The 20,031-nt window shown below is 60.9% G+C and carries 17 protein-coding genes; 10 read left to right on the top strand and 7 right to left on the bottom strand.

The genetic code is table 11. The features are described 5' to 3' along the window. Positions 1–62 precede the first annotated feature (62 nt). Genes V6617_RS15005 through V6617_RS14995 form a run of 3 tightly spaced genes read left to right on the top strand, consistent with a single transcriptional unit; the run spans position 63 to position 3,758 of the window. Positions 63–1,544: a UbiA family prenyltransferase gene (locus V6617_RS15005; RefSeq protein ID WP_338607724.1), complete on the top strand. Its 1,482-nt coding sequence runs from the start codon at positions 63–65 to the stop codon at positions 1,542–1,544. After that, complete coding sequence (locus tag V6617_RS15000) at positions 1,541–1,978, top strand: GtrA family protein (protein ID WP_338607723.1); 438 nt, start codon at positions 1,541–1,543, stop codon at positions 1,976–1,978. Before V6617_RS15005 ends, V6617_RS15000 begins: the two co-directional genes overlap by 4 nt. A 52-nt stretch (positions 1,979–2,030) precedes the next feature. After that, positions 2,031–3,758, top strand: coding sequence for an ABC transporter ATP-binding protein (locus tag V6617_RS14995; RefSeq protein ID WP_338607722.1), 1,728 nt, complete (start codon positions 2,031–2,033; stop codon positions 3,756–3,758). A gap of 157 nt (positions 3,759–3,915) precedes the next feature. Here V6617_RS14995 and V6617_RS14990 read toward each other — a convergent pair whose 3' ends face one another. The 3 genes from V6617_RS14990 to V6617_RS14980 are packed head-to-tail and all read right to left on the bottom strand — an operon-like array spanning position 3,916 to position 6,013. Further along, positions 3,916–5,145: a hypothetical protein gene (locus V6617_RS14990; RefSeq protein ID WP_338607721.1), complete on the bottom strand. Its 1,230-nt coding sequence runs from the start codon at positions 5,143–5,145 to the stop codon at positions 3,916–3,918. Positions 5,146–5,195: 50 nt separating this feature from the next. Then, positions 5,196–5,612 carry a CrcB family protein gene (locus V6617_RS14985; RefSeq protein WP_338607720.1) on the bottom strand — a complete coding sequence of 139 codons (417 nt, stop codon included), beginning with the start codon at positions 5,610–5,612 and terminating at the stop codon, positions 5,196–5,198. Continuing rightward, positions 5,609–6,013, bottom strand: a complete 405-nt coding sequence (locus V6617_RS14980; protein ID WP_338607719.1) for a fluoride efflux transporter FluC — start codon at positions 6,011–6,013, stop codon at positions 5,609–5,611. The genes V6617_RS14985 and V6617_RS14980 overlap by 4 nt, the downstream gene beginning before the upstream one ends. Before the next feature lie 1,249 nt (positions 6,014–7,262). Here V6617_RS14980 and V6617_RS14975 point away from each other — a divergent pair. Next, a complete protein-coding gene (locus V6617_RS14975) occupies positions 7,263–7,691 on the top strand; it encodes a PACE efflux transporter (RefSeq protein ID WP_338607718.1) in 429 nt (142 codons plus the stop codon). On the opposite strand, the gene V6617_RS14970 is transcribed toward V6617_RS14975, so the two are convergent. Next, entirely contained in the window at positions 7,636–7,881 is a 246-nt protein-coding gene (locus V6617_RS14970; RefSeq protein ID WP_338607717.1) for a hypothetical protein, read from the bottom strand. The genes V6617_RS14975 and V6617_RS14970 overlap by 56 nt on opposite strands. A 139-nt stretch (positions 7,882–8,020) precedes the next feature. Here V6617_RS14970 and V6617_RS14965 point away from each other — a divergent pair, with 139 nt between their 5' ends. After that, positions 8,021–8,233: a hypothetical protein gene (locus V6617_RS14965; RefSeq protein ID WP_338607716.1), complete on the top strand. Its 213-nt coding sequence runs from the start codon at positions 8,021–8,023 to the stop codon at positions 8,231–8,233. A gap of 141 nt (positions 8,234–8,374) precedes the next feature. On the opposite strand, the gene V6617_RS14960 is transcribed toward V6617_RS14965, so the two are convergent. After that, the gene (locus tag V6617_RS14960) at positions 8,375–8,929 is read right to left on the bottom strand and encodes a GcrA family cell cycle regulator (protein WP_338607715.1); all 555 of its coding nucleotides are present in this window, start codon (positions 8,927–8,929) and stop codon (positions 8,375–8,377) included. Between the two features lie 456 nt (positions 8,930–9,385). Between V6617_RS14960 and V6617_RS14955 the strand changes: the two genes are divergently transcribed. The 5 genes from V6617_RS14955 (at position 9,386) to V6617_RS14935 (ending at position 17,282) form a co-directional block, all read left to right on the top strand. Continuing rightward, entirely contained in the window at positions 9,386–10,573 is a 1,188-nt protein-coding gene (locus tag V6617_RS14955; RefSeq protein WP_338607714.1) for an aspartate aminotransferase family protein, read from the top strand. Positions 10,574–10,615: 42 nt separating this feature from the next. Further along, on the top strand, positions 10,616–11,536 hold the full coding sequence (gene argF, locus V6617_RS14950; RefSeq protein ID WP_422394788.1) for an ornithine carbamoyltransferase: 921 nt from the start codon (positions 10,616–10,618) through the stop codon (positions 11,534–11,536). Between the two features lie 23 nt (positions 11,537–11,559). Next, positions 11,560–12,546: an Hsp33 family molecular chaperone gene (locus V6617_RS14945; protein WP_338607713.1), complete on the top strand. Its 987-nt coding sequence runs from the start codon at positions 11,560–11,562 to the stop codon at positions 12,544–12,546. A 199-nt stretch (positions 12,547–12,745) separates the two neighbouring features. Further along, a complete protein-coding gene (locus tag V6617_RS14940; RefSeq protein WP_338607712.1) occupies positions 12,746–14,125 on the top strand; it encodes an efflux RND transporter periplasmic adaptor subunit in 1,380 nt (459 codons plus the stop codon). A 1-nt stretch (position 14,126) separates the two neighbouring features. After that, a complete protein-coding gene (locus V6617_RS14935) occupies positions 14,127–17,282 on the top strand; it encodes an efflux RND transporter permease subunit (RefSeq protein ID WP_338607711.1) in 3,156 nt (1,051 codons plus the stop codon). A gap of 4 nt (positions 17,283–17,286) precedes the next feature. On the opposite strand, the gene V6617_RS14930 is transcribed toward V6617_RS14935, so the two are convergent. Beyond that, the gene (locus V6617_RS14930; RefSeq protein ID WP_338607710.1) at positions 17,287–18,732 is read right to left on the bottom strand and encodes a TrkH family potassium uptake protein; all 1,446 of its coding nucleotides are present in this window, start codon (positions 18,730–18,732) and stop codon (positions 17,287–17,289) included. Between the two features lie 43 nt (positions 18,733–18,775). After that, positions 18,776–19,984: an O-succinylhomoserine sulfhydrylase gene (gene metZ / locus V6617_RS14925; RefSeq protein WP_338607709.1), complete on the bottom strand. Its 1,209-nt coding sequence runs from the start codon at positions 19,982–19,984 to the stop codon at positions 18,776–18,778. Positions 19,985–20,031 lie beyond the last annotated feature (47 nt).

The following is a 20,031-nucleotide window of genomic DNA, read 5'->3' as shown; positions in this document are numbered from 1 at the left end:
TCTTTGCACCACAGCTTCGCGCCCGCGATAACGGGGCGAAATTTGCAAAGTGAGCAGGTGCGATGCCCAAATCAGCTGTTGCGGTCAAACAGACCCGTGCCGACCGGAAACCCCGATCGGGCCTTCTCCCGCTCGTTCTCGATCTCGACGACACCCTGATCCGCACCGATCTGCTGCACGAGACGGTTTTCGCCTATCTCAAGCAGAACCCGTTCGGCCTGTTTTCCCTCGTGCTCTGGCTCCTCAAGGGCAAGGCGCATCTCAAGCAGCAACTGGCCAGCCAGGTGACCCTCGAGGTCGACGACATCCCGCTCAACGCCGAGCTTGTCGCCTACGCCGAGGCCGAAAAGGCAAAAGGCCGTCAAATCATTCTGGCCACAGCGGCAGACAGCCTGCTGGCCATACGCATCGCTCACCGCTTCCCCTTTATCGATAAGACCATCGCATCCGATGGCATCACCAATCTCAAGGGCGCCACAAAGGCTCAAAAGCTGGCCGAAATGTTTCCCGATGGCTTCGTCTATGCCGGCGACAGCAAGACCGACCTTGCCGTCTGGAAAGTCGCGAAAGCCGGCGTTCTTGTCGAAACCGCCGGTGGCGTGGAGCGCGCGGCCGCCCGCCTGACCGATATCGAGCACACCATAAAGCGTCCCACACGGCTCAGGGATTGGATCAAGGAGGCGCGCCTGCATCAATGGGCCAAGAACGCCTTGGTGTTCGTGCCGCTCATGCTGGGTGGCCATATGCTCGACCTCGCAGCATGGACCAGCGCGGGCATGGCATTTCTCGCCCTGGGCATCCTCGCCTCCTCGACATATCTCCTCAACGACCTCTGGGACATCGCCGACGACCGCCGCCATTGGTCCAAGCGCAACCGTCCGCTCGCGGCCGGTCGCATATCCATCGCCAATGCCGTGGCCGCCATGCCCGTCGCCATGATTGCCGCCTTCGCGCTCGGCGCGCTGGTCAATCCCCTGGTTGTCGCAACGCTTGCCGCCTATCTGACCCTCACCGTCGCCTATTCCCTGGGGATCAAACGCAAGCCGATCCTCGATGCCTTCACGCTGGCCGTGCTGTTCACCTTGCGACTCGTATTGGGCATTGTCGCCGTCGGTGTCATGGCCTCGCCCTGGCTGCTTGTCTTTTCCATGTTCCTGTTTGCCTCGCTTTCCTTCGCCAAGCGCAACACCGAGGTGCAGCGCATGACCGACAATGGCGGATCGGGCCGGATCAGTGGGCGCGGATATTTCACAACCGATGCGCCCTTCATCATGGCCATGGGCGTGGCCAGCGGCATCGGCTCGGTTCTCATCCTTGTGCTCTATCTCACCCAGGATGCCCTGGCCGCCGATTTCTATTCGGATTCGATCTGGCTCTGGCTCATGCCCGCCGCCCTGTTCCTGTGGATCGGCCGCATCTGGATGCTCAGCTTTCGCGGCGAACTCAACGACGATCCCGTCGCCTTTGCCATGAAAGACCCCAAAAGCCTCATGCTCGCCGCCGGTCTGGCGCTCGGCTTCTTTCTCGCCTGGATCGGCATATGAGCCCGCAGGCCTTCCTCAAGCTGCCCCAGGTCGTGCGCTTCCTGCTGCTTGGCGGTCTTGCAGCGGCGATCAACTGGCTGGTGCGTTTCCCGCTCTCGCTCGTGCTGCCGTTTCCCGCCGCCGTGTTCGTGGCCTATCTCATTGGCATGAGCGCCGGGTTCACGCTCTACCGCGCCTATGTGTTTCCCAATTCCCGCCAGTCCATGGCGCTGCAGGCCACGCTCTTTCTCATCGTCAATGCGCTCGGCGCCGTTGTCGTCATGGCGGTTTCCCTGGCCCTGCTCGATCATTTGCTCCCGGCCATCGGATGGCGCTTGCTGCCTGAAGCGGTTGCACACGGCACGGCAATCGGCGTCGGCGCTGTTGCAAATTTCTTCGGCCACAAATATCTCAGTTTTCGGACCGCTCCCGACCACGCAGAAAACTTGACTTGACGAGTCTGGTTTAAGCGCGCTAGGTCCGGGCGGTATTGAAAGCGATCCGACGATGCTGCGCCGATTTTTCTCCTATTACGCGCCCTATAAGGGCCTGTTTTTCCTCGATTTCGGCTGCGCGGTCATCGTCGGCCTGCTCGAATTGAGCTTCCCCGTGGTCGTCCAGCTCTATGTCGATCAATTGCTGCCCAGCCAGAACTGGTTCTGGATTCTTGCCGCCGCTGCTGGTCTGCTGGTCGTCTATATCCTCAATGCGGGCCTGCTTTCGGTGGTCAACTATTGGGGCCACGCGCTTGGCATCGGCATCGAGACCGACATGCGCCGTCAGGCCTTCGATCACCTCCACAAACTCTCATTCCGCTATTTCGACAACAAGAAGACCGGGCACCTCATTACCCACGTCACCAAGGATCTCGAAGAGGTCGGTGAGATCGCCCATCACGGTCCCGAAGACGTCTTTATAGCCATCATGACCTTTATCGGTGCCTTCATCATCATGGCGCTGATGAATTTAAAGCTCGCCGCGCTCACCCTGTTCATCGTCCCGGTCGCCGCCTTCCTGATCTTCAAATACGGAAGCGCCATGACCATGACCTGGAAGAACCTTTACGGCCGGGTCGGCGATTTCAACCAGCGCATCGAGGAATCGATCGGCGGGGTCCGTGCCGTACGTGCCTTTGCCAATGAGCGCCATGAGCGCAAGCTGTTTGAAGGTGACAATCAGAGCTACCGCACCACCAAGCTCAAGGCCTACAAGATCATGACGGCGTCGATCTCGATGTCCTATATGGCCAAGAGCCTCGTGCAGTTGATGGTCATGCTCGCCGGGACCGCGCTCGTCATGTATGGCGAAATGACCTACGGCCAGTTCGTCGGCTTTCTGCTTCTCATCACCGTTCTGTTTCGTCCCATCGACAAGATCATCTCGGTCATCGAAAGCTATCCCAAAGGCATCGCCGGCTTCAAACGCTTCACCGACCTGATCGATACCGAACCCGATATCGTCGATAGCCCAAGCGCAAAAAGGGTTTCCGATCTCAGGGGCGATATCGTCTTCGACAAGGTCAACTTCGCCTATTCGGACAACCGCCCGATCCTGGCCGACATCACCCTCGGCGTTAAAGCCGGGCAAACCATCGCCCTGGTCGGTCCCTCCGGTGCGGGCAAGACCACGATCTGCTCACTGCTGCCGCGCTTTTACGAAATCGATTCCGGCGCCATCACCATCGATGGCATCGACATCCGCGACATGACCCAGGATTCCCTGCGCAGCCAGATCGGCATCGTCCAGCAGGACGTTTTCATGTTCGGCACCTCGATCCGCGACAACATCGCTTATGGCCGTCTGGGTGCAACCGACGAGGAGATCATGGCCGCCGCCCGCAGCGCCCAGTTCGATAGCGTCATTGCCCAATTGCCCGACGGGCTCGATACCATGATCGGCGAGCGCGGGGTCAAACTCTCGGGCGGCCAGAAGCAGCGCCTCGCCATCGCGCGAATATTTCTGAAAAACCCGCCGATCCTCATTCTCGACGAGGCGACCTCGGCGCTCGATACCGAAACAGAAATGCAGATCCAGCGCGCGCTTTCGGCACTCTCGGAGGGCCGCACCACTCTGGTCATCGCCCACCGCCTGGCCACCATCCGCAATGCGGACCGCATCGCCGTGGTCGCCGATGGCCGTATCGTGGAAGAGGGCGCCCATGAAGCGCTGGTCGCCAGGGCCGGCGCCTACGCTCGCCTGCACAATGCGCAGTTCGGCGCCTGGGCGGCTGAATAAGCGCTTGTCGGTTCGAAAGCGCGACCAGACAAGACGCTACGCCGCCAATCCCAGTGCCAGAAACGCCATGGTAATGAGGTTAAGCCCGATCCCACCGGAGCGCTTCCAGAAAAAGTGGTTTCCACTTTTTCGGTTCGGAAGCGTGACCACTTAGGAACTACGCCGCCAATCCCAGTGCCAGAAACGCCATGGTAATGAGGTTAAGCCCGATCCCGAAAGTCACCAGCAGCGCCAGCCCGCGCATGTCGCGATCGGTGACGGCAAGCGCCAGCATGTAAAAGACGATGGGCAGCCAGTCGAGCGCATAGCGCTGCACGTTGAACTGGGAATACCCGTTCGAGTGATAGAACAGGGTGGGCACGGCGATAACGAGGATCGTCGCAATCCCGATCAGTACCGGCCGGCGCATCGGCGCGAAAAACGCGAACAGAACGAACGGGCTGGCCGCCAGAAGCGCCGTGCCCGACGGATCGAGTCCGACGGGTTCGACCATCGCATTGCCGCCGAAATCCATGTGGAAGCCCTGCACGAACAGATAGAGCGTGTTGAACAACACATAGGCCGACGACCACAGCCCGTGCTCGGCCAGCCGGTAGTTGATCATCGATCCGCCCTCGGCAATATCGGCGCCAATCATGTAAGGGTAGCCGGTCTGCATCGGATCGCCGAACCGAAGATAATTGTAGGCAAGATAGATCAGAACCGCGACGCCCGCCGGCAGACCCAGCTTGAGCACCCGCACGATATGCTCACGCGAAAAGCTGATCAGCGGCTCGAACCGGTCCAGCGACAGGGCAAACAGGAACGGCAGGTAAAACACCGCCATTTGCCGGCACAAAAACGCCGCCCCGATGCACGCCCCGGCCAGGATCAGGCTCCCCCCGCGCACCATCTGGTGGATGGCCAGCGAGGTGAAGGCGAACCCGATCGCCTGGGCAAAAAACCAGATGCCGTCGCCGCGGATGGTCACGAAATAGAGCGGGGTGGCAAAGGCCAGCCCCAGCAGCAGCCAGATCGCCACATCGCGCTCAACCTTCAGCCCCTCGAAAATCTGCCACCACAGCCACACCGATAGCGCAAAGGCGATGGCCGAGAGAAACACGAAGCCGGAAAAATTGACCCCGAACAGCGCCACGAAGGGCAGGGCGATGATCGCCGGGACGGGCGGAAACATCACGAAGATCTTGTCCTCGAACCGCGCGCAATCGCCATCGAAGCAGGTTGTCGTGTCCAGCCGCCCGTTGAGAAACGCTTCGGCCAGCAGCGCATAGCTGTTCGAACCGGGATCCTCGATAATGGCGTAAAGCGCCAGTCCCCCCGCCAGCGCCAGCGCCATCAGCGCGGCGATGGCAAACAGAACGCCCATGGCGTTTATGCGGCTGAGCATGATCGTGGTCCCCAAGGCTTTTTACCTCAAGGGTTATGGCAGCGACCCGTTTAAGATTTGGTTTGGGCGACCGCCTCTTTTTCCGCAAACAGCGCCATCCCCGCGCTCCAGCCCACCCACACCGCAACCATCCAGCCGATAATCGAAGCTGCGATATATCCCAGCGCCACGGCCCACGCCCCCGACATCGCAAAAAGCAGCGCTTCGAGCGAAAATGCCGAAAACGTCGTGAACCCCCCACAAAACCCGGTGATCAGAAACCCGCTGAGAATGGGAGAAGGCAAGCGGCGCACCGACCAGGCGGCAATCAGCCCGATCAACGCCGACCCCGCAATATTGGCGGCCAGCGTACCGGCCATGAACCAGCCAGGGATCATCGAAACGGCAAAAAGCGACAGCCCGAAGCGGGCCATGCTGCCTGCGGCGCCGCCGAACGCTATGGCAACGACAAGCATCCGCTCGCTCATGGCATGGCCCCCATTGAATAGATCAGCGCAAAACCGATAGCGGTGGCCGACAAACACAGAACAAGCGAAGCGCCGATATTGAGAAGCGCCGGGCCGCCTTGCCCTTCACGCAGCAATGTCAGGGTCTGCAGCGAAAAGCTCGAAACCGTCGTGTACCCTCCACACACCCCGACCACCGCCAGCAGCCAGACGAGCTCCGATGGTGTCCCCGTCACGCCCGGCTCCAGGAAAAAACCGCCAATAAGTCCAATAAGCAGGCTGCCGGTCACGTTGACGGCAAGAATGCCGAAGGTCCCGTGACCAAGTTTTTGCGCAACGATCGTCGAAACAATATGGCGAAAAACCGCTCCGACACCGCCACCGAGGCCGACGCACAAAACAGCGAATAGGGAAGTGTTCATCCCCCGACATTGCCCCAGATTCCACGCCCTTGTCGAGATCGGCATTCGACGGAAACGCCTCACCTCTCTCCCTCGCTGCCCGGGCCGGTTTTGGCCAGGGCAATTCCCAACCGGGGGCTGGCGGACTCGCCACAGACCCCGCTCTAGCTCCCCCGGCGAAGGCAGGGGCCCATGTGCCTCTCTTCACGCACCAGAGGGTCGGCAAGGCTACTGGGTCCCGGATCATGTCCAAGATAGCAATGGGGCTTGGGCCACCTTCTTGGTTCCATCACCACCATTCGCCCCACCCCCATCGTCATCCTCGGGCTTGACCCGGGGATCTGCTGCGTCGGGCAGCCGGTGAAGGGGTTGAGGAGCCGTGAGACGCGAGGGGTCGCCACTTCTGCGCTGCACAACAGCAGCGTTGCGGATCCCCGGGTCGAGCCCGAGGATGACGTGGGTGAAGGTGGAAACGCTGCGCAAAAACTTATCCCCGCCCCCTCATCCTCATGCCATTCTCCTCCCACGGCCGCACCAGAGACGAGGATGCATACGAGCTTCCGGTGAGGGCGGGATTGGAGAAGGGGGAGCATGGGTCCGAGCCTTAGGACCGCATCGGCCCTCGGGCACTTCGATCCCATCCGACAGGCCGATCCGGGTTCCATGCGGGTCGCCGCAGGGAAGGCCCAAAGCGGACGGATGGCCGGGCGAGGATGGGAGTCCACGTCGTACTCCCGAAAGGGAGAGGGGCACCGACGGGAGGTTGGCAGGGAAAGTGGGCACCGGTTTCCCGGTTCGCCAACCGACCCACTAAAAATGCCAATATCCCGGACGACAAACCCCAGCCCGAGACGCCGCCATAAGCCCAAAACCCCGGATGCATGGGGCGATGATCGCTTCATATAAAAACTAAATCATGCGGAGCGTTCATCGCCCCATGCCGTCTACTTCGTGCCGGTGGCACGATTGGAGGTGAGAAGGCCATGAGAGCCAAGCTCGAATGGCAATCAGAAACCGAGGCGATCTCGCCGTCGGACGCTTGTGCTTGTCCGAAAAAGACAGGCTCCCTCACCGGCTTGCCGGCCATCCTCACCACGAAGGGGTGAGGGGGCTTTGAGCGTCAGCGAAGGGGGGCTTGCTTCCGGTATCCGACACAAAACTTGACTTCCCCGCCCCAGCCCCTAAATAGCCCCCCGTGAGGACGACCTCCCCCGCCAAGGGCATTGTTTTCGGGACGACCCGAGCTTTTTAGCCAAGGAGTTTCCCAACCATGCGCACCGCCTGGGATCGCGTCCGCCACGCGCTTTTCTTTGAAATCATCGGCCTCATTCTCGTCATCCCGCTTGGCGCATTGGTCTTTTCAATGCCCATGCACGATATCGGTGTGGTTGGCCTCGTCTCGGCCACCATCGCGATGGCCTGGAATTACGTTTTCAACCTCGGCTTCGACACCGTCCTGCAGCGCACAATCGGCACGACGCTGAAATCGGTACGCCTGCGCATCGTCCATGCCGTACTGTTCGAACTGGGGCTGCTGATCGTGCTCATGCCGTTCATCGCCTGGTATCTGGGCATCACCCTGATCCACGCCCTGGTCATGGATATATCGTTCGCCCTGTTATACATGGGCTACGCCTTCGTCTTCAATCTGGCCTATGATCGGGTGTTCCCGCTGCCCGAGTGGAGCCGGCCAGCATGATCTTTGCCGGCTGATCGGCCCCGCGGTTTATCTCTTGCATCATGGTGGCCACGACGTCGTCGATCTCCACATGAGCCTCCGGATGACGCTCCACGAGCGTTCGGGCTTCAAATTCGATATCGAAGGGCCTGCGGCTGGCGAGGATGTCGCGCAGGCGATCGGCAATGTCCACGGCAAGCAGAAGTTTCATTGCGCCATCTCCCTGCCCCCAAGCCGGCGATTAAACGACGTCCAACTGCGGCCGTCAAGAAATCCTGCCTATCGCCAACTTGTCCTCGCGCCCCAGTCGGGCATTATGATCGCCCTCGATGAAACGCAAAGACAGCACAATGGCCGCTTCCACCCTCACCATAGTGGGATTGTCCCACGACATCGCGCAGAAAAAGTCCTACTTGAATTTCGTCTGGGCCAATGACCCCTCAAAGAGGCTGGGGCTCGAAGTCGCCTACGGCCTGTCCCTCGACCAGATCGAGGCTGAAGCCCGCAAATCGGTCGATGCGCTTTCTGGGGAACTGGCCGCCTGCAAGCTGGAATTGCCCTAACGGCAAACGGCACAAAAAAAAGCCCCGGCAGGGCCGGGGGCTTTTCGGTATCGGAAGGCTTTAGGTTGTGTGGACCGTTAGGTCAGGGTGAGCCGAAAACTGCCGCTTGCAGGCCACCATCACCTAACGGTCTACACAAACCTAGCGCTTCTTGCGGTCGATCTGATGGTAAGCGCGCCGCGAATGGAATTCGCAATAGGGCTTGCCTTCGTCGGACTCGCGCCCGCAGAAGTGAAATTCGCTGTTCATCGGGTCGCCGATCGGCCATTTGCAGGTTTTTTCGGTCAATTCGAGCAGCGAGATGCGCTCCTCGACCGGAATGAAAAGCTCCGCCTTGGTGTTGGTCTCCACCACCGTCTCGGTTTCGAGCTCGGTATCCATCTTGAGCGCCGTGGCGCCCATGGTCGGCGCCATCGTCGTGCGCCGCTGGCTGACCGCGCTGGCCGCCGCCGATGCCGTGCCGCGCGCTCCTCCCGAAGAGCTAGATGGCCGCCGCGGCGCACTGGGGCGCTGCGTCTTGGCACGCGGTGCGACGCTCGCCGGCTTGGCCCGCGCCGATAGTTTCAATCTGTGAACCTTGCCGATCACGGCGTTGCGGGTAACCCCGCCGCTCAGTTCCGCGGCGATCTGGCTTGCGCTGAGGCCTTCCATCCAAAGTTTTTTCAGGAGTGCTACGCGCTCGTCCGTCCAGCTCATCGATTATGCTCCAGGCCGTATTCTTGAATAGAGTCCGTTCTCACGCGGACAAATGGGTTTGACCGCCGGCATACTAACTGTCGTATGGTGATGGGGTCCGCCACACGAGATGTCGTGTTCCCAATGGCCTCATACTACACGGGCGGGAAAATCGGTGGCAAGGGCCGCAAAGGACTTTCCCCGGTTTATCCCACCTGATTTTCAAATGCCGGACAGCAATTGGTCATGGCTGTTGCATTGATCGCACAGCCGGTTTTCGCGCGCAGACTTGAACCACCATTGTGGCAGGGATGAGTCAAGGCCCCGGACCCCGGAAAACCGGGCGATCGATTGACTTTTCGGCATCCGCCCACCATAAGCGGAACTGGTCATGCGTGCTTGGGATACCGGGCGCGCTTTTCATTTTCCGGGACCTGGGTCCCATCCCCAACCTTTCAAACGAGAAGGCTTAGAACAATGTCTGCGCTCTATGGCACGTATGCCCGGTCCGAACTCGCCTTTGTGCGGGGCGAGGGCATGCGATTGTTCACGGAGGACGGCACGGCCTATCTCGATTTCGCTGCCGGCATCGCCGTCAACGCGCTTGGCTATGGCGACAGACACGTCGTCGATGCGCTCAAGGCGCAGGCCGACAAGGTCTGGCACACCTCCAACATCTTCACCATTCCCGAGCAGGAAAAGCTCGGCCAGCGACTGGTGGATGCGACCTTCGCCGACAAGGTGTTCTTCACCAATTCAGGCGCCGAGGCGCTCGAATGCGCCATCAAGACAGCCCGTCATTATTTCTGGGCAAAGGGCCAAAAAGACAGGGTCGATATCATCGGCTTTTCCGGTTCTTTCCACGGCCGCACCATCGCCACTATCGCCGCGGCGGGCAATCCAGCCTATACCGAGGGCTTTGGCCCCATGCCGGGCTACAAGCACACAAAGCCCGGCGATCTGGCTGCCGTTGAGGCACTGATCGACGACAAGACCGCCGCCATCCTCATCGAGCCCGTGCAGGGCGAAGGTGGGGTCACCGCATTCTCCGACGCCTATCTCAAGGGCCTGCGCGCCCTTTGCGACAAGAACGGCCTGTTGCTGATCTTTGATGAAGTTCAATGCGGCTATGGCCGGACGGGGAAATTCTTCGCCCATGAATGGTCTGGCGTCGTTCCCGACATCATGACCGTTGCCAAGGCCATCGGCGGCGGGTTCCCGCTTGGCGCATGCCTTGCCAGGGGCGAGGTGGCCGAGAGCATGGTGCCGGGCACCCATGGCTCGACCTATGGCGGCAATCCGCTGGCCTGCGCGGTGGGCAATGCGGTCCTCGATCGCATATTGGCTCCCGGCTTTATCGAGCACGTCGAGGCAATGGGCAAGATCGTGGCCCATGAACTTCACCAGCTCATGCAGAAGTTTCCGCAATACATCACCGAAGTGCGCGGAAAAGGGCTGATCGCCGGCATCAGGATCACCCCGCCCGTGCGCGATTTCGTGGCCCGGCTGCGCGATCACAAGCTGCTCACGGTGGCCGCCAGCGACAATGTGCTGCGTCTTCTGCCGCCATTGATCGTCACCGAGGACGAGATCGGCGAGGCGATCGGCATCATTGCCGGAGCCTTCGCCGAGTTTGATGCTGAACAGGCCAGCGCCGCGCAATAGCGGGGCGGCAGGCTCCTTTTCGCTTTTTCAGGATAGCTGATTATGACCGCGAGACATTTTCTCGATCTCAAGGATTTTTCCTTCGAGCAACTGCGTTCCATTCTCGATTTCGCCCACGAGCTGAAAAGACGCCTCAAGGCCGGCGAACGTCCCCGCCTGCTCGAGGACAAGGTTCTGGCCATGATCTTTGAGCGCCAGTCCACCCGCACGCGGGTGTCCTTCGACGTTGGCATGCGCCAGCTTGGAGGGCAGACCCTCATGCTGACCGGCCAGGAAATGCAGCTGGCCCGCGAGGAAACCATCGAGGATACGGCGCGGGTCATGAGCCGCTATGTGGATGCGATCATGATCCGCATTCTCAGCCATGACGATCTGCTCGATCTGGCGGGCGCTTCGACCATTCCCGTCATCAACGGGCTGACCCGGCGCAGTCATCCCTGCCAGGTTATGGCCGATATACAGACCTTCGAGGAACACCGTGGGCCGCTCGAAGGTAAAAAGGTCGCCTGGATCGGGGATTCCAACAACGTTCTGGCATCCTGGGTCCACGCGACGGCCCTGTTCGGCAACAAGCTGGCCATCGCCTGCCCCAGGGAATACTGGCCCGATCAGGGTCTGTTGTCCGACATCGCCGAAGTGGGCGATGCCGTCAGTCTCGGAACCGATCCACACGCCGCGATCGCCGATGCCGATCTGGTCATTACCGACACCTGGGTGTCGATGGGCGACACCGACGAAGGCGAGCGCCGACGCATCTTGAAACCTTACCAGGTCAACCCCAGATTGTTCTCCCAAGCCGCGACCGACGCGCTCTTCATGCACTGCCTGCCTGCCCACCGGGGCGACGAGGTCACCGACGAGGTGATCGACGGGCCGCAATCGGTCGTATTCGACGAAGCTGAAAACCGCCTGCACATCCAGAAGGCCATTCTTTGCTGGGCCTTCGGGATCGAGAATTTGTAACCAGGCGGATTAAGGAACACGCAATGGGCGAAAGCTCTCTCGAACAGTTCGGGCTCGACCGGCCCGAGAGCGGGGACGATGTTGCCGTTCCCTTCACGCTCGAAAATCTCGATAGCCGCGGGCGCGTTGTGCGTTTGGGCGATCAGCTTGACACCATCATCGCCCGACACGGCTATCCCGAACCCGTCGCGCGCCTTTTGGGTGAAGCGGTGACTCTGGCCGCACTGATCGGCTCGTCGCTCAAATTCGAGGGTCGGTTTATCCTGCAGTCGCGCACCGACGGCCCGGTTAGCCTGCTCGTCGTTGATTTCGACACCCCCGATGGGCTGCGCGCCTATGCCCGTTACGACGAGGAAGCGCTGTCGGCGCTGGTCGAAGCCGGGACCACCAAGCCGCAGGACCTCTTGGGTAAAGGCGTTCTGGCTTTGACCGTGGACCAGGGCGCCCATATGGACCGCTATCAGGGCATCGTGGCGCTCGAGGGCGAAAGCCTCGAAGAGGTTGCCCATACCTATTTCATGCAGTCCGAACAGATCCCCACCCGCGTCCGGCTTGCCGTTGCCGAACATTCCGAACGTGGCCAATCGCGCCCTTCATGGCGCGCTGGCGGCGTCCTGCTCCAGCATCTGCCTGAGCACGGCGGCGCCACCATGCCCGATCTTCCCGGTGACGGGGACTTCGAAAACGACGATATGGCTGATCCCGACTTTATAGAGGATGACCACTGGACCGAGGCCAAGGCGCTGCTCGATACCCTCAGCGATGCCGAGCTTGCCGACCCCGGCCTTTCGGCCGAACGCCTGTTGTTCCGGCTTTACCATGAAACCGGTGTGCGGGTCTTCGAGCCTCAGCTGCTGGTCGAACGCTGCACCTGCTCGGCCGAGCGCGTCGAACAGATGATCAATGACTTTACGCCCGAAGACAGGGAAGAGATGGTGGTGGATGGACAGATAGAGGTCGTGTGCGAGTTCTGCTCGACCCACTATCACTTCAATCCCAACCAGTTCTGAGCGGTTCGGACGGTGTTCGAGAAAGGCGGCCCTTCGAGGTCGCCTTTTTCATGCCGACGGGGCGCCACGCACCGAAGCCTTACCGGCCTTTCCAAAAGTTCATTTGTAACAGTCTGTTGTCGCGGGTAAAAATTTCCCCATATGGACCCGCTTCGGCCAATCCGGCCGTCGGATGTGTTGTTGGGCAAGGAAAACGCCTTTGGAAAACCTACCCGGCTCCGGCTACGTCGCGCCGTCTCAAAAGAGCGACGATCAGCCGAAAACCGACAAGCCGCGTGGGCGGTTTGGCCTGATGTCGGCTCTGGTTCGGCTCGGGTTGGCAGTTCTCATCCTTGGACTGGCTGTCTATTGGGCGTTCAGCTGGGTGGCCCAGCGGCCCGAAGCACCCCAGCGCATGAATCGCGAGCGCACCTTCACCGTTGAAGTCATCGAGCCCGCCTATGCCAGCCACAGCGCGCCCATTACAGCTTACGGCCAGGTCGCGTCCGCGCGCACCATCGAACTGCGCTCTCTGGTTGCCGGCAGGGTGCTCGAAATTTCACCCGATTTTGCCGTCGGTTCTCAGGTCGAACAAGACGATGTTCTCGTGCGCGTCGATCCCTTCACCTACAACGGAGCCGTTGTCGAAGCCCGCGCTGCGGTTGCCGATGCAGAGCTGTCCCTTGCCGAAGCGCAGGAAGCCTATGCCCTTGAACAAAGCGCCATCACCGCGGCCGAGGATGCCCTGGCATCGGCCCAGACCGATCTTGAGCGCGCCAGGTCCCTTCTTGCGAGTGGCGCCGCCACTCAGCAAACTGTGGATACCCGCGCACTCACGGTGTCCGAGCGTCAGCAGGCCCTCGATCAGCGTCAGTCCAACCTCGTTACCCTCAACGCCCAGATACTTCGCCAGCAGGCGGCCATCGCCCAGGCCGGTTATGCCCTTGAGGCGGCCGAGCGCGATCTGGCCAACACCGAGATCACTGCGCCCTTCACTGGTATCGTAACCGCCCGCAACGTTACCGAGTCTGCTTATGTCGGTGCCAACGAAGCCGTCGCTTCGATTTATGAAAGCGATGCCCTTGAGGTGAGTTTCATGGTCTCGGATGCAACCTACGCCACGCTGCGGAGCGACGGTCTGTTCGACCGGGCGGTCGAAGTTTCACGCACCGCGGGTGCGGGCGCAGAGCGCATCGAAGGTCGGATTGCACGCATCGCGCCCGAGATCGATTCCGCCACTGGTGGTGTGACGCTCTACGCCGAGCTCGAGAGCGACGAAGCCGATCTGCTGCGTCCGGGGACATTCGTCAGCGTCGAGGTCGCGGGCTTCGTCCATGACAACACGCTCCTTGTGCCTGAAACCGCGCTCTATAACGACGATCACATCTACGTTGTTCGCGATGGCCGCATGGCGGCGGTCGAGGTTGAAATACGCGATCGGGACGGCGCCCAGATCATCATTGCCGCCGATATCCCCGAGGGCGAACGCATCATCACGACGCGCCTCTCACAGGCCGGCGAGGGGGTGGCGGTTCAGGTAGAGGGCGAGGAAGAACCGGGTGGCCCCGGCGGCGGTTTCGGCCGCGGACCGGGAGGCTGATATGCGTCCCTCTCCGCAAGCCTCGACCGGCGTGATCGCTGCTTTCGTGCGGCACCGCAACGCCGCCAATCTCTTCATGATCCTGTTCGTTCTGTTCGGATGGTGGGGGCTGGGCAATCTCAACCGACAGCTGATGCCCAACACTGAAGTGCGATCCGTGCAGGTTTCGATTGGCTGGCCCGGGGCAACCGCCGAAGATGTCGAGCGAAACGTTCTCCTGCTCATCGAGCCGGCCGTCCAGAGCGTCGAAGGCGTGATATCGATGACCTCGAACGCCCGCGAAGGGCGTGGCTCGATCACGCTCAACTTCGAGCGCACAGTGGAAATGCAGACCGCCGAGAGATTGGTCCAGACTGCTGTGTCCTCGGTCACCGGACTTCCCGATGGCGCAGAGACGCCAAGCGTTTCCGCGCCACGTTTTTTCGATCCGGTTGCCGCCATCGCCATTTCAGGCCCGTTCCCCGAGGAGGCCCTGCGGCGGTACGCCCGCGAAATCCGCGACGGCCTTCTGGCCTCCGGTGTCGACCGCGTCGAATTTACCGGTTATCGCGACCGTCAGATCGTTATCGAGGTCGATGATGCCAAGCTGCGCCAGTTGGGGCTGACTCTCGATGATCTCTCCGCCGCGCTCACGCCCAATTTCGCCGATCAGCCATCCGGCTCGCTTAGTGGTGATTTCGATGCCCAGATTCGCGCGGCGGCCAATGAACTCTCGGCCCAGGAAATTGCCCAGACCGAAATCCTGTCCTCGGCAAGTGGTCAGAGCCTCACCTTCGGCGATGTCGCGACCATCACCGACACCTTCGATCCTGATACCCCGCTCGGCTACATGCGCGGCGAGCCGGCCATCAAGCTGCAGGTCTCGCGTGCCGCCAGTGCCGATACCGTCACGACATTCGAGGCGGTTCAGGCCTATGTCGAACAATTACAGCCCACCCTGCCGCAATCTCTGCAGGCCGTGGTTTTCGATGCGGCTGCCGATCAGGTCAATCAGCGGCTCGGGCTGCTGATCTCCAATGGCGTAGCGGGCTTTGTTCTGGTCCTCGTGGTGCTGTTCCTGTTTCTCGATGGCCGCATTGCCATCTGGGTGGCCATGGGCATCCCCATCGCCATCATGGGCACGCTCGGCGCGATGTACCTTATGGGGCTTACCCTCGACATGATCTCGATGTTCGCGCTCATGATGGTGCTGGGCATTATCGTCGATGATGCCATCGTCGTGGGCGAACACACAGCCACGCTCTATCGTCAGGGATTGTCGCGAACCGAGGCGGCGATCCGAGCAGCCAGTGCCATGGCGGCGCCCGTCATTGCTTCAGCTCTGACCACCATTGCGGCCTTCGCTCCCATCTGGCTAGTGGGCGACGTGGTGGGCCAGATCGTCTCGCCACTGCCTGTGGTGGTCGTGGCGGTCCTGATCGCTTCACTGATCGAGTGCTTTTTCATCCTGCCGGGCCATCTCGCTCACGCTCTGCCGCGTGAGCGCAAGCAGGCCGGCCGGTTCAGGTGGACGTTCGACAAGGGATTCGATTTCTTCCGCGACCGCATTTTTGGCGGACTGGCGGCCCTCAGCTATTCGTGGCGCTATGTCACGGCGGCCATCGCCCTCACCATCACACTGGGCGCGCTTGGCGTTTACGGGTCGGGTGCCCTGCGGTTTGAATTTTTCCCGACGGCAGAAGGCGAAAGCTTCAACATCTCCGCCCAGTTCCAGGCCGGAACGCCCCAGTCGGAAATGGGCACCACCATCCAGGCCATCGAGGATGCGGTCTCCGAGGTCGAGGCAGGGCTGACGCCGGATGGCGAACAGCTTATCGTTACCACTTATGCCAGCCTCGATCTCGAGGAGGGGCGGGCCAATTTCGACGTTTATCTCACTCCATCCGAAGAACGTTCGGTTCGCACGTCCGATATCACCCAGGCCATCAATGACAATTTGCCCGCCGTGGCCGGTGTTGAGAGCATTGGCGTGCGGGAGTATCGTGGTGGACCGCAGGGTTCGGCTATCGATGTCCGGTTCGTGGGGGCCGATGCCGCAACGCTCAAACTCGCCGCTGAAGACCTCAAGGATGTGCTCGAAGGCTTCGATGAGGTCGACACAGCCTTTGACACCCTGTTTTATGGCAGTCCCGAACTTGTCATGGCGCTCAATGCACGGGGCACGGCGCTGGGCTTTGATCTTGCCTCTTTGGGATCGCAGATCCGCAGCGCCTTCCAGGGCGAGAACGTAGCGACCATCGCGTCCAACGACGACGAGATTACCGTCCGCCTCGTGCGGACCATCGATGCGCAAGGCTCATCTGCGTTGCGCGACATGTGGGTCCGCTCGCCGGATGGGGATTATGTCCCGCTTTCGTCCATTGTCAGTTTTTCCGAGCAGCAGGGCTTCGCCTTCATTGCCCGCGAGGAAGGGAACACCGCGGTCTCCGTACGCGCCCCGGTCGGCGAGGGCGTCGACCATGCCGATATCCTGGCGCGGTTGGAGGCCGACTACCTCCCCGCCATCGTCAACCGCTACGGAATTTCCTACGAGTTTGGCGGTCGGCAGGCCGAGCAAAACGCGGCCTTCGCCGATCTGGGCACAGGCATGATCGTCGCCCTCGCCGTGATGTACATCATCATCTCATGGATATTTGCCGCCTATTTCACTCCGCTTGCAGTCATGGTGATTATCCCCTTCGGCGTCGCCGGTGCGGTCTGGGGGCATTACCTGCTCGGGCACAACCTCACGATCATCTCGATGATGGGCATGCTGGGGCTGGCCGGTATTCTGGTCAATTCCTCGATCGTTTTGATTTCCCGGATGAACGAGCGCCGGGCCGGGGGCGAGGGCCTGCGCGACGCCGCGATCGGCGCATCCAGAGATCGCTTGCGCGCCGTCATGCTGACCTCTCTCACCACAATTGGCGGGCTGCTGCCGTTGCTGTTTGAAACCAGCCTCGTTGCCCAGATGCTCGTCCCGATGGCGCTGACCATTGTTTCGGGGCTGACGCTGGCCACCTTGCTCGTGCTGTTCCTGGTGCCTGCCGTTCTCGGTATCGGTGCCGACATCAGGGCCGTGATGCAATGGCTGTTCCTGACCCCTAACGCTCTGACGGTGCGTGAAATGCTGGCCGGTCGGCAGCACCTCTCTCCACCGCCCGATCCTGCCGAATAGCGGATCAGGCGCGCCAGAAGCGCGGCGTGAACAGCACCAACACCATAAGCACTTCGAGCCGGCCCACCAGCATGCCGAGGGTCAAAAGCCATTTGGTAACGTCGGAAACGCCAGCAAAGCTTCCCGCCGGTCCCAATTCGGGGCTGAGCGCCGGCCCGACATTGGAAATTGCCGTCGCCGCGGCGCCCAGTGAGTCCAGAGGCTCGAGGCCGGACAATGACAGCAGCACCGCGAGCAAAAGGAAGCTCGAAAAGTAAATGAACACAAAACTCTGCACCGATGTCGAAACCGTATCGGGCAGGGGGCGTCCGTTGTAGCGTTTGACATAAACCAGAGAGGGGAAGACGATCTCGCGGATGTGTTGGTAAAGATCGCGCGCCAGAACCTGAAAGCGGAAAATCTTGATGCCGCACGAAGTCGAGCCCGTGCAGCCGCCGATGAACATGACGACAAAGAACAAAGAGACGGCCAGCGGGCCCCATGCCGAAAAATCGGCGACCCCGAAGCCGCTGCCGGTCATGATAGAGACCACCGAAAACAGCCCGTGACGGAACGCTTCCTCACCTCGGGCAATGTCGCCGGTCAACTGCACGAAAACCACGATCACTGTGGCCAGGCCGATCAGGTAGAGGAACAGCCGGACCTGGGAGTCTCGAAACAACTGCCCGAACGAGCCTTGCAGCATGCCGACATAAAGCACGAAGGGTAGAGCACCCAGGATCATGAAGACGACCGAAACATAATGGATCGCTGGCTGGTCGAAAGCGCCCAGCGATGCATCACGGGTGGAAAAGCCCCCAGTGGCAACGGTCGAAAGCGAATGGACGACGGCATCGAACGCCCCCATGCCGGCCAGCCAATAGGCGACGGCGCAGGCAAAGGTCAAAATGCAATAGACGATCACCATGGCCGTGGCGATCTGAGCGGCAGCGGGAAGGATCTTGTCGGGCGTCTCGAACGCTTCGGCGCGAAACATCTGCATGCCGCCCACCCGCAACATGGGCAGAACGGCAATTGCCATGACGACCACTCCCAGACCTCCGAACCATTGCAGCAATCCTCGCCACAAAAGGATGCCGGGCGCGGTGGTGTCGAGCGTTGTGATGACCGTCGAACCGGTGGTGGTGATCCCCGACATGGCCTCGAACATCGCGTCGGTAAAGCTCAGGTCCAGATTGGACATGTAGAGCGGTAGCGCCCCGAAGATGGTGAGCACCACCCAGATCGAAACTGTCATCAGGAACGCCTGACGCAGATTGAGGTCCGATTTGTGCCCTGTTGATGAAGCCCACAGCCCCGCCCCGAAGATCATGGTGATCAGCGAGGCCGTGAGGAACACCAGCCAGTCTTCGTTGCCCACAACCAGATCGGCAAAGGCAGGCAGCAGCATGGCAAGACCGAGCGCTGCCGTCAGGGCACCGATGGCCGAAAAGATCGTGCGAAAATCCATGCCCGACTGTGCTGCGCCCTGCCGCCTAAAGAGAGTGTGAAGACTAGACCTGTTCGAGACCGAACGAAAGATCGGCGATCAGATCGTCGGCATCCTCGAGCCCGACCGAAAGCCGCAGCAGCCCGTCGGTGATGTCCATCTCAACTTTCTCCTCTGGCGTGAAGCGCTGATGCGTGGTCGTTGCCGGGTGGGAAATGATCGATTTGGCATCGCCCAGATTGTTGGAAATCGCAATGATCGCCAGCGCATCGGCCAGGGCAAATGCTGCCTGCTTGCCACCCTTTGGCGTCAGCGCCACCAGCGTCGAGCCGGCGCCCATCTGCCGTTTGGCCAGTTCATATTGCGGATGCGAAGGATGAAAGGGATAGGAGATGGACTCGATCTTGGGGTGATTGGCCAGGAAATTGGCGATTTTCTCCGCACTCTCGGTCATTGCTTTGACGCGCAGCGACAGGGTTTCGAGCCCCTTGAGCAGCACCCAGGCGTTGAAGGGAGAGATCGAAGGGCCGGTCTGGCGGATGATTGTATGCACATCGGCTTCGATCAGCTCCTTGCTGCCCAGGATGAGCCCACCCATCGCCCGGCCCTGCCCATCGATATGCTTGGTGGCCGAATAGGTGACCAGATCGGCGCCCAGCTCCAGCGGCTTCTGCCAGACCGGCGTCGCAAAGACATTGTCGACGATCAGCACGGCATTGTGGGCATGGGCAATCTCGGCAACGGCCCTAAGATCCACCAGTTCGAGCGTTGGGTTGGTCGGGGTCTCGACAAACACCACCTTGGTGTTGGGCCGCATGGCGCGCGCGAAATTTTCCGGGTCGCGGCCATCGACAAGGCTCGATTCAACGCCCCAGCGCGGCATGTAGTTCTCGACCACGAACCGACATCCGCCGAACAGGGCGCGCGCCGCAACCACGTGGTCGCCCGCCCGAAGCTGGCTCATTACAGCCGTTGTCACCGCAGCCATGCCGGTGGCGGTGGCACGGGCCGCTTCGGCCCCTTCGAGCAGCGCGGCCCGCTGCTGGAACATTTCAACGGTCGGGTTGGAAAAGCGCGAATAGATGTGTCCGGGCTCCTCGCCCTTGAAGCGCGCCTCGGCGCTGCCCGAGGTGGGATAGACAAAACCGGAATTGAAAAAGATCGCCTCGGAGGTCTCCCCATGCTGGGAGCGTTCCATGCCGCCATGCACCATCATCGTCTGCGCCTTGCGGTGCTTGTGATCGAAGAGCGGGTTGCTTGTCCTGTCCGACATGGGTTTACCTCAAAACAAAAAAACCGGCGCGCGATGCGGCCGGTTCG

Source organism: Pelagibacterium nitratireducens, from assembly GCF_037044555.1.
Classification (GTDB): domain Bacteria; phylum Pseudomonadota; class Alphaproteobacteria; order Rhizobiales; family Devosiaceae; genus Pelagibacterium; species Pelagibacterium nitratireducens.
Note: the sequence above shows the minus strand (reverse complement) of the source record. Positions and strands in the feature narration are given on the sequence as shown.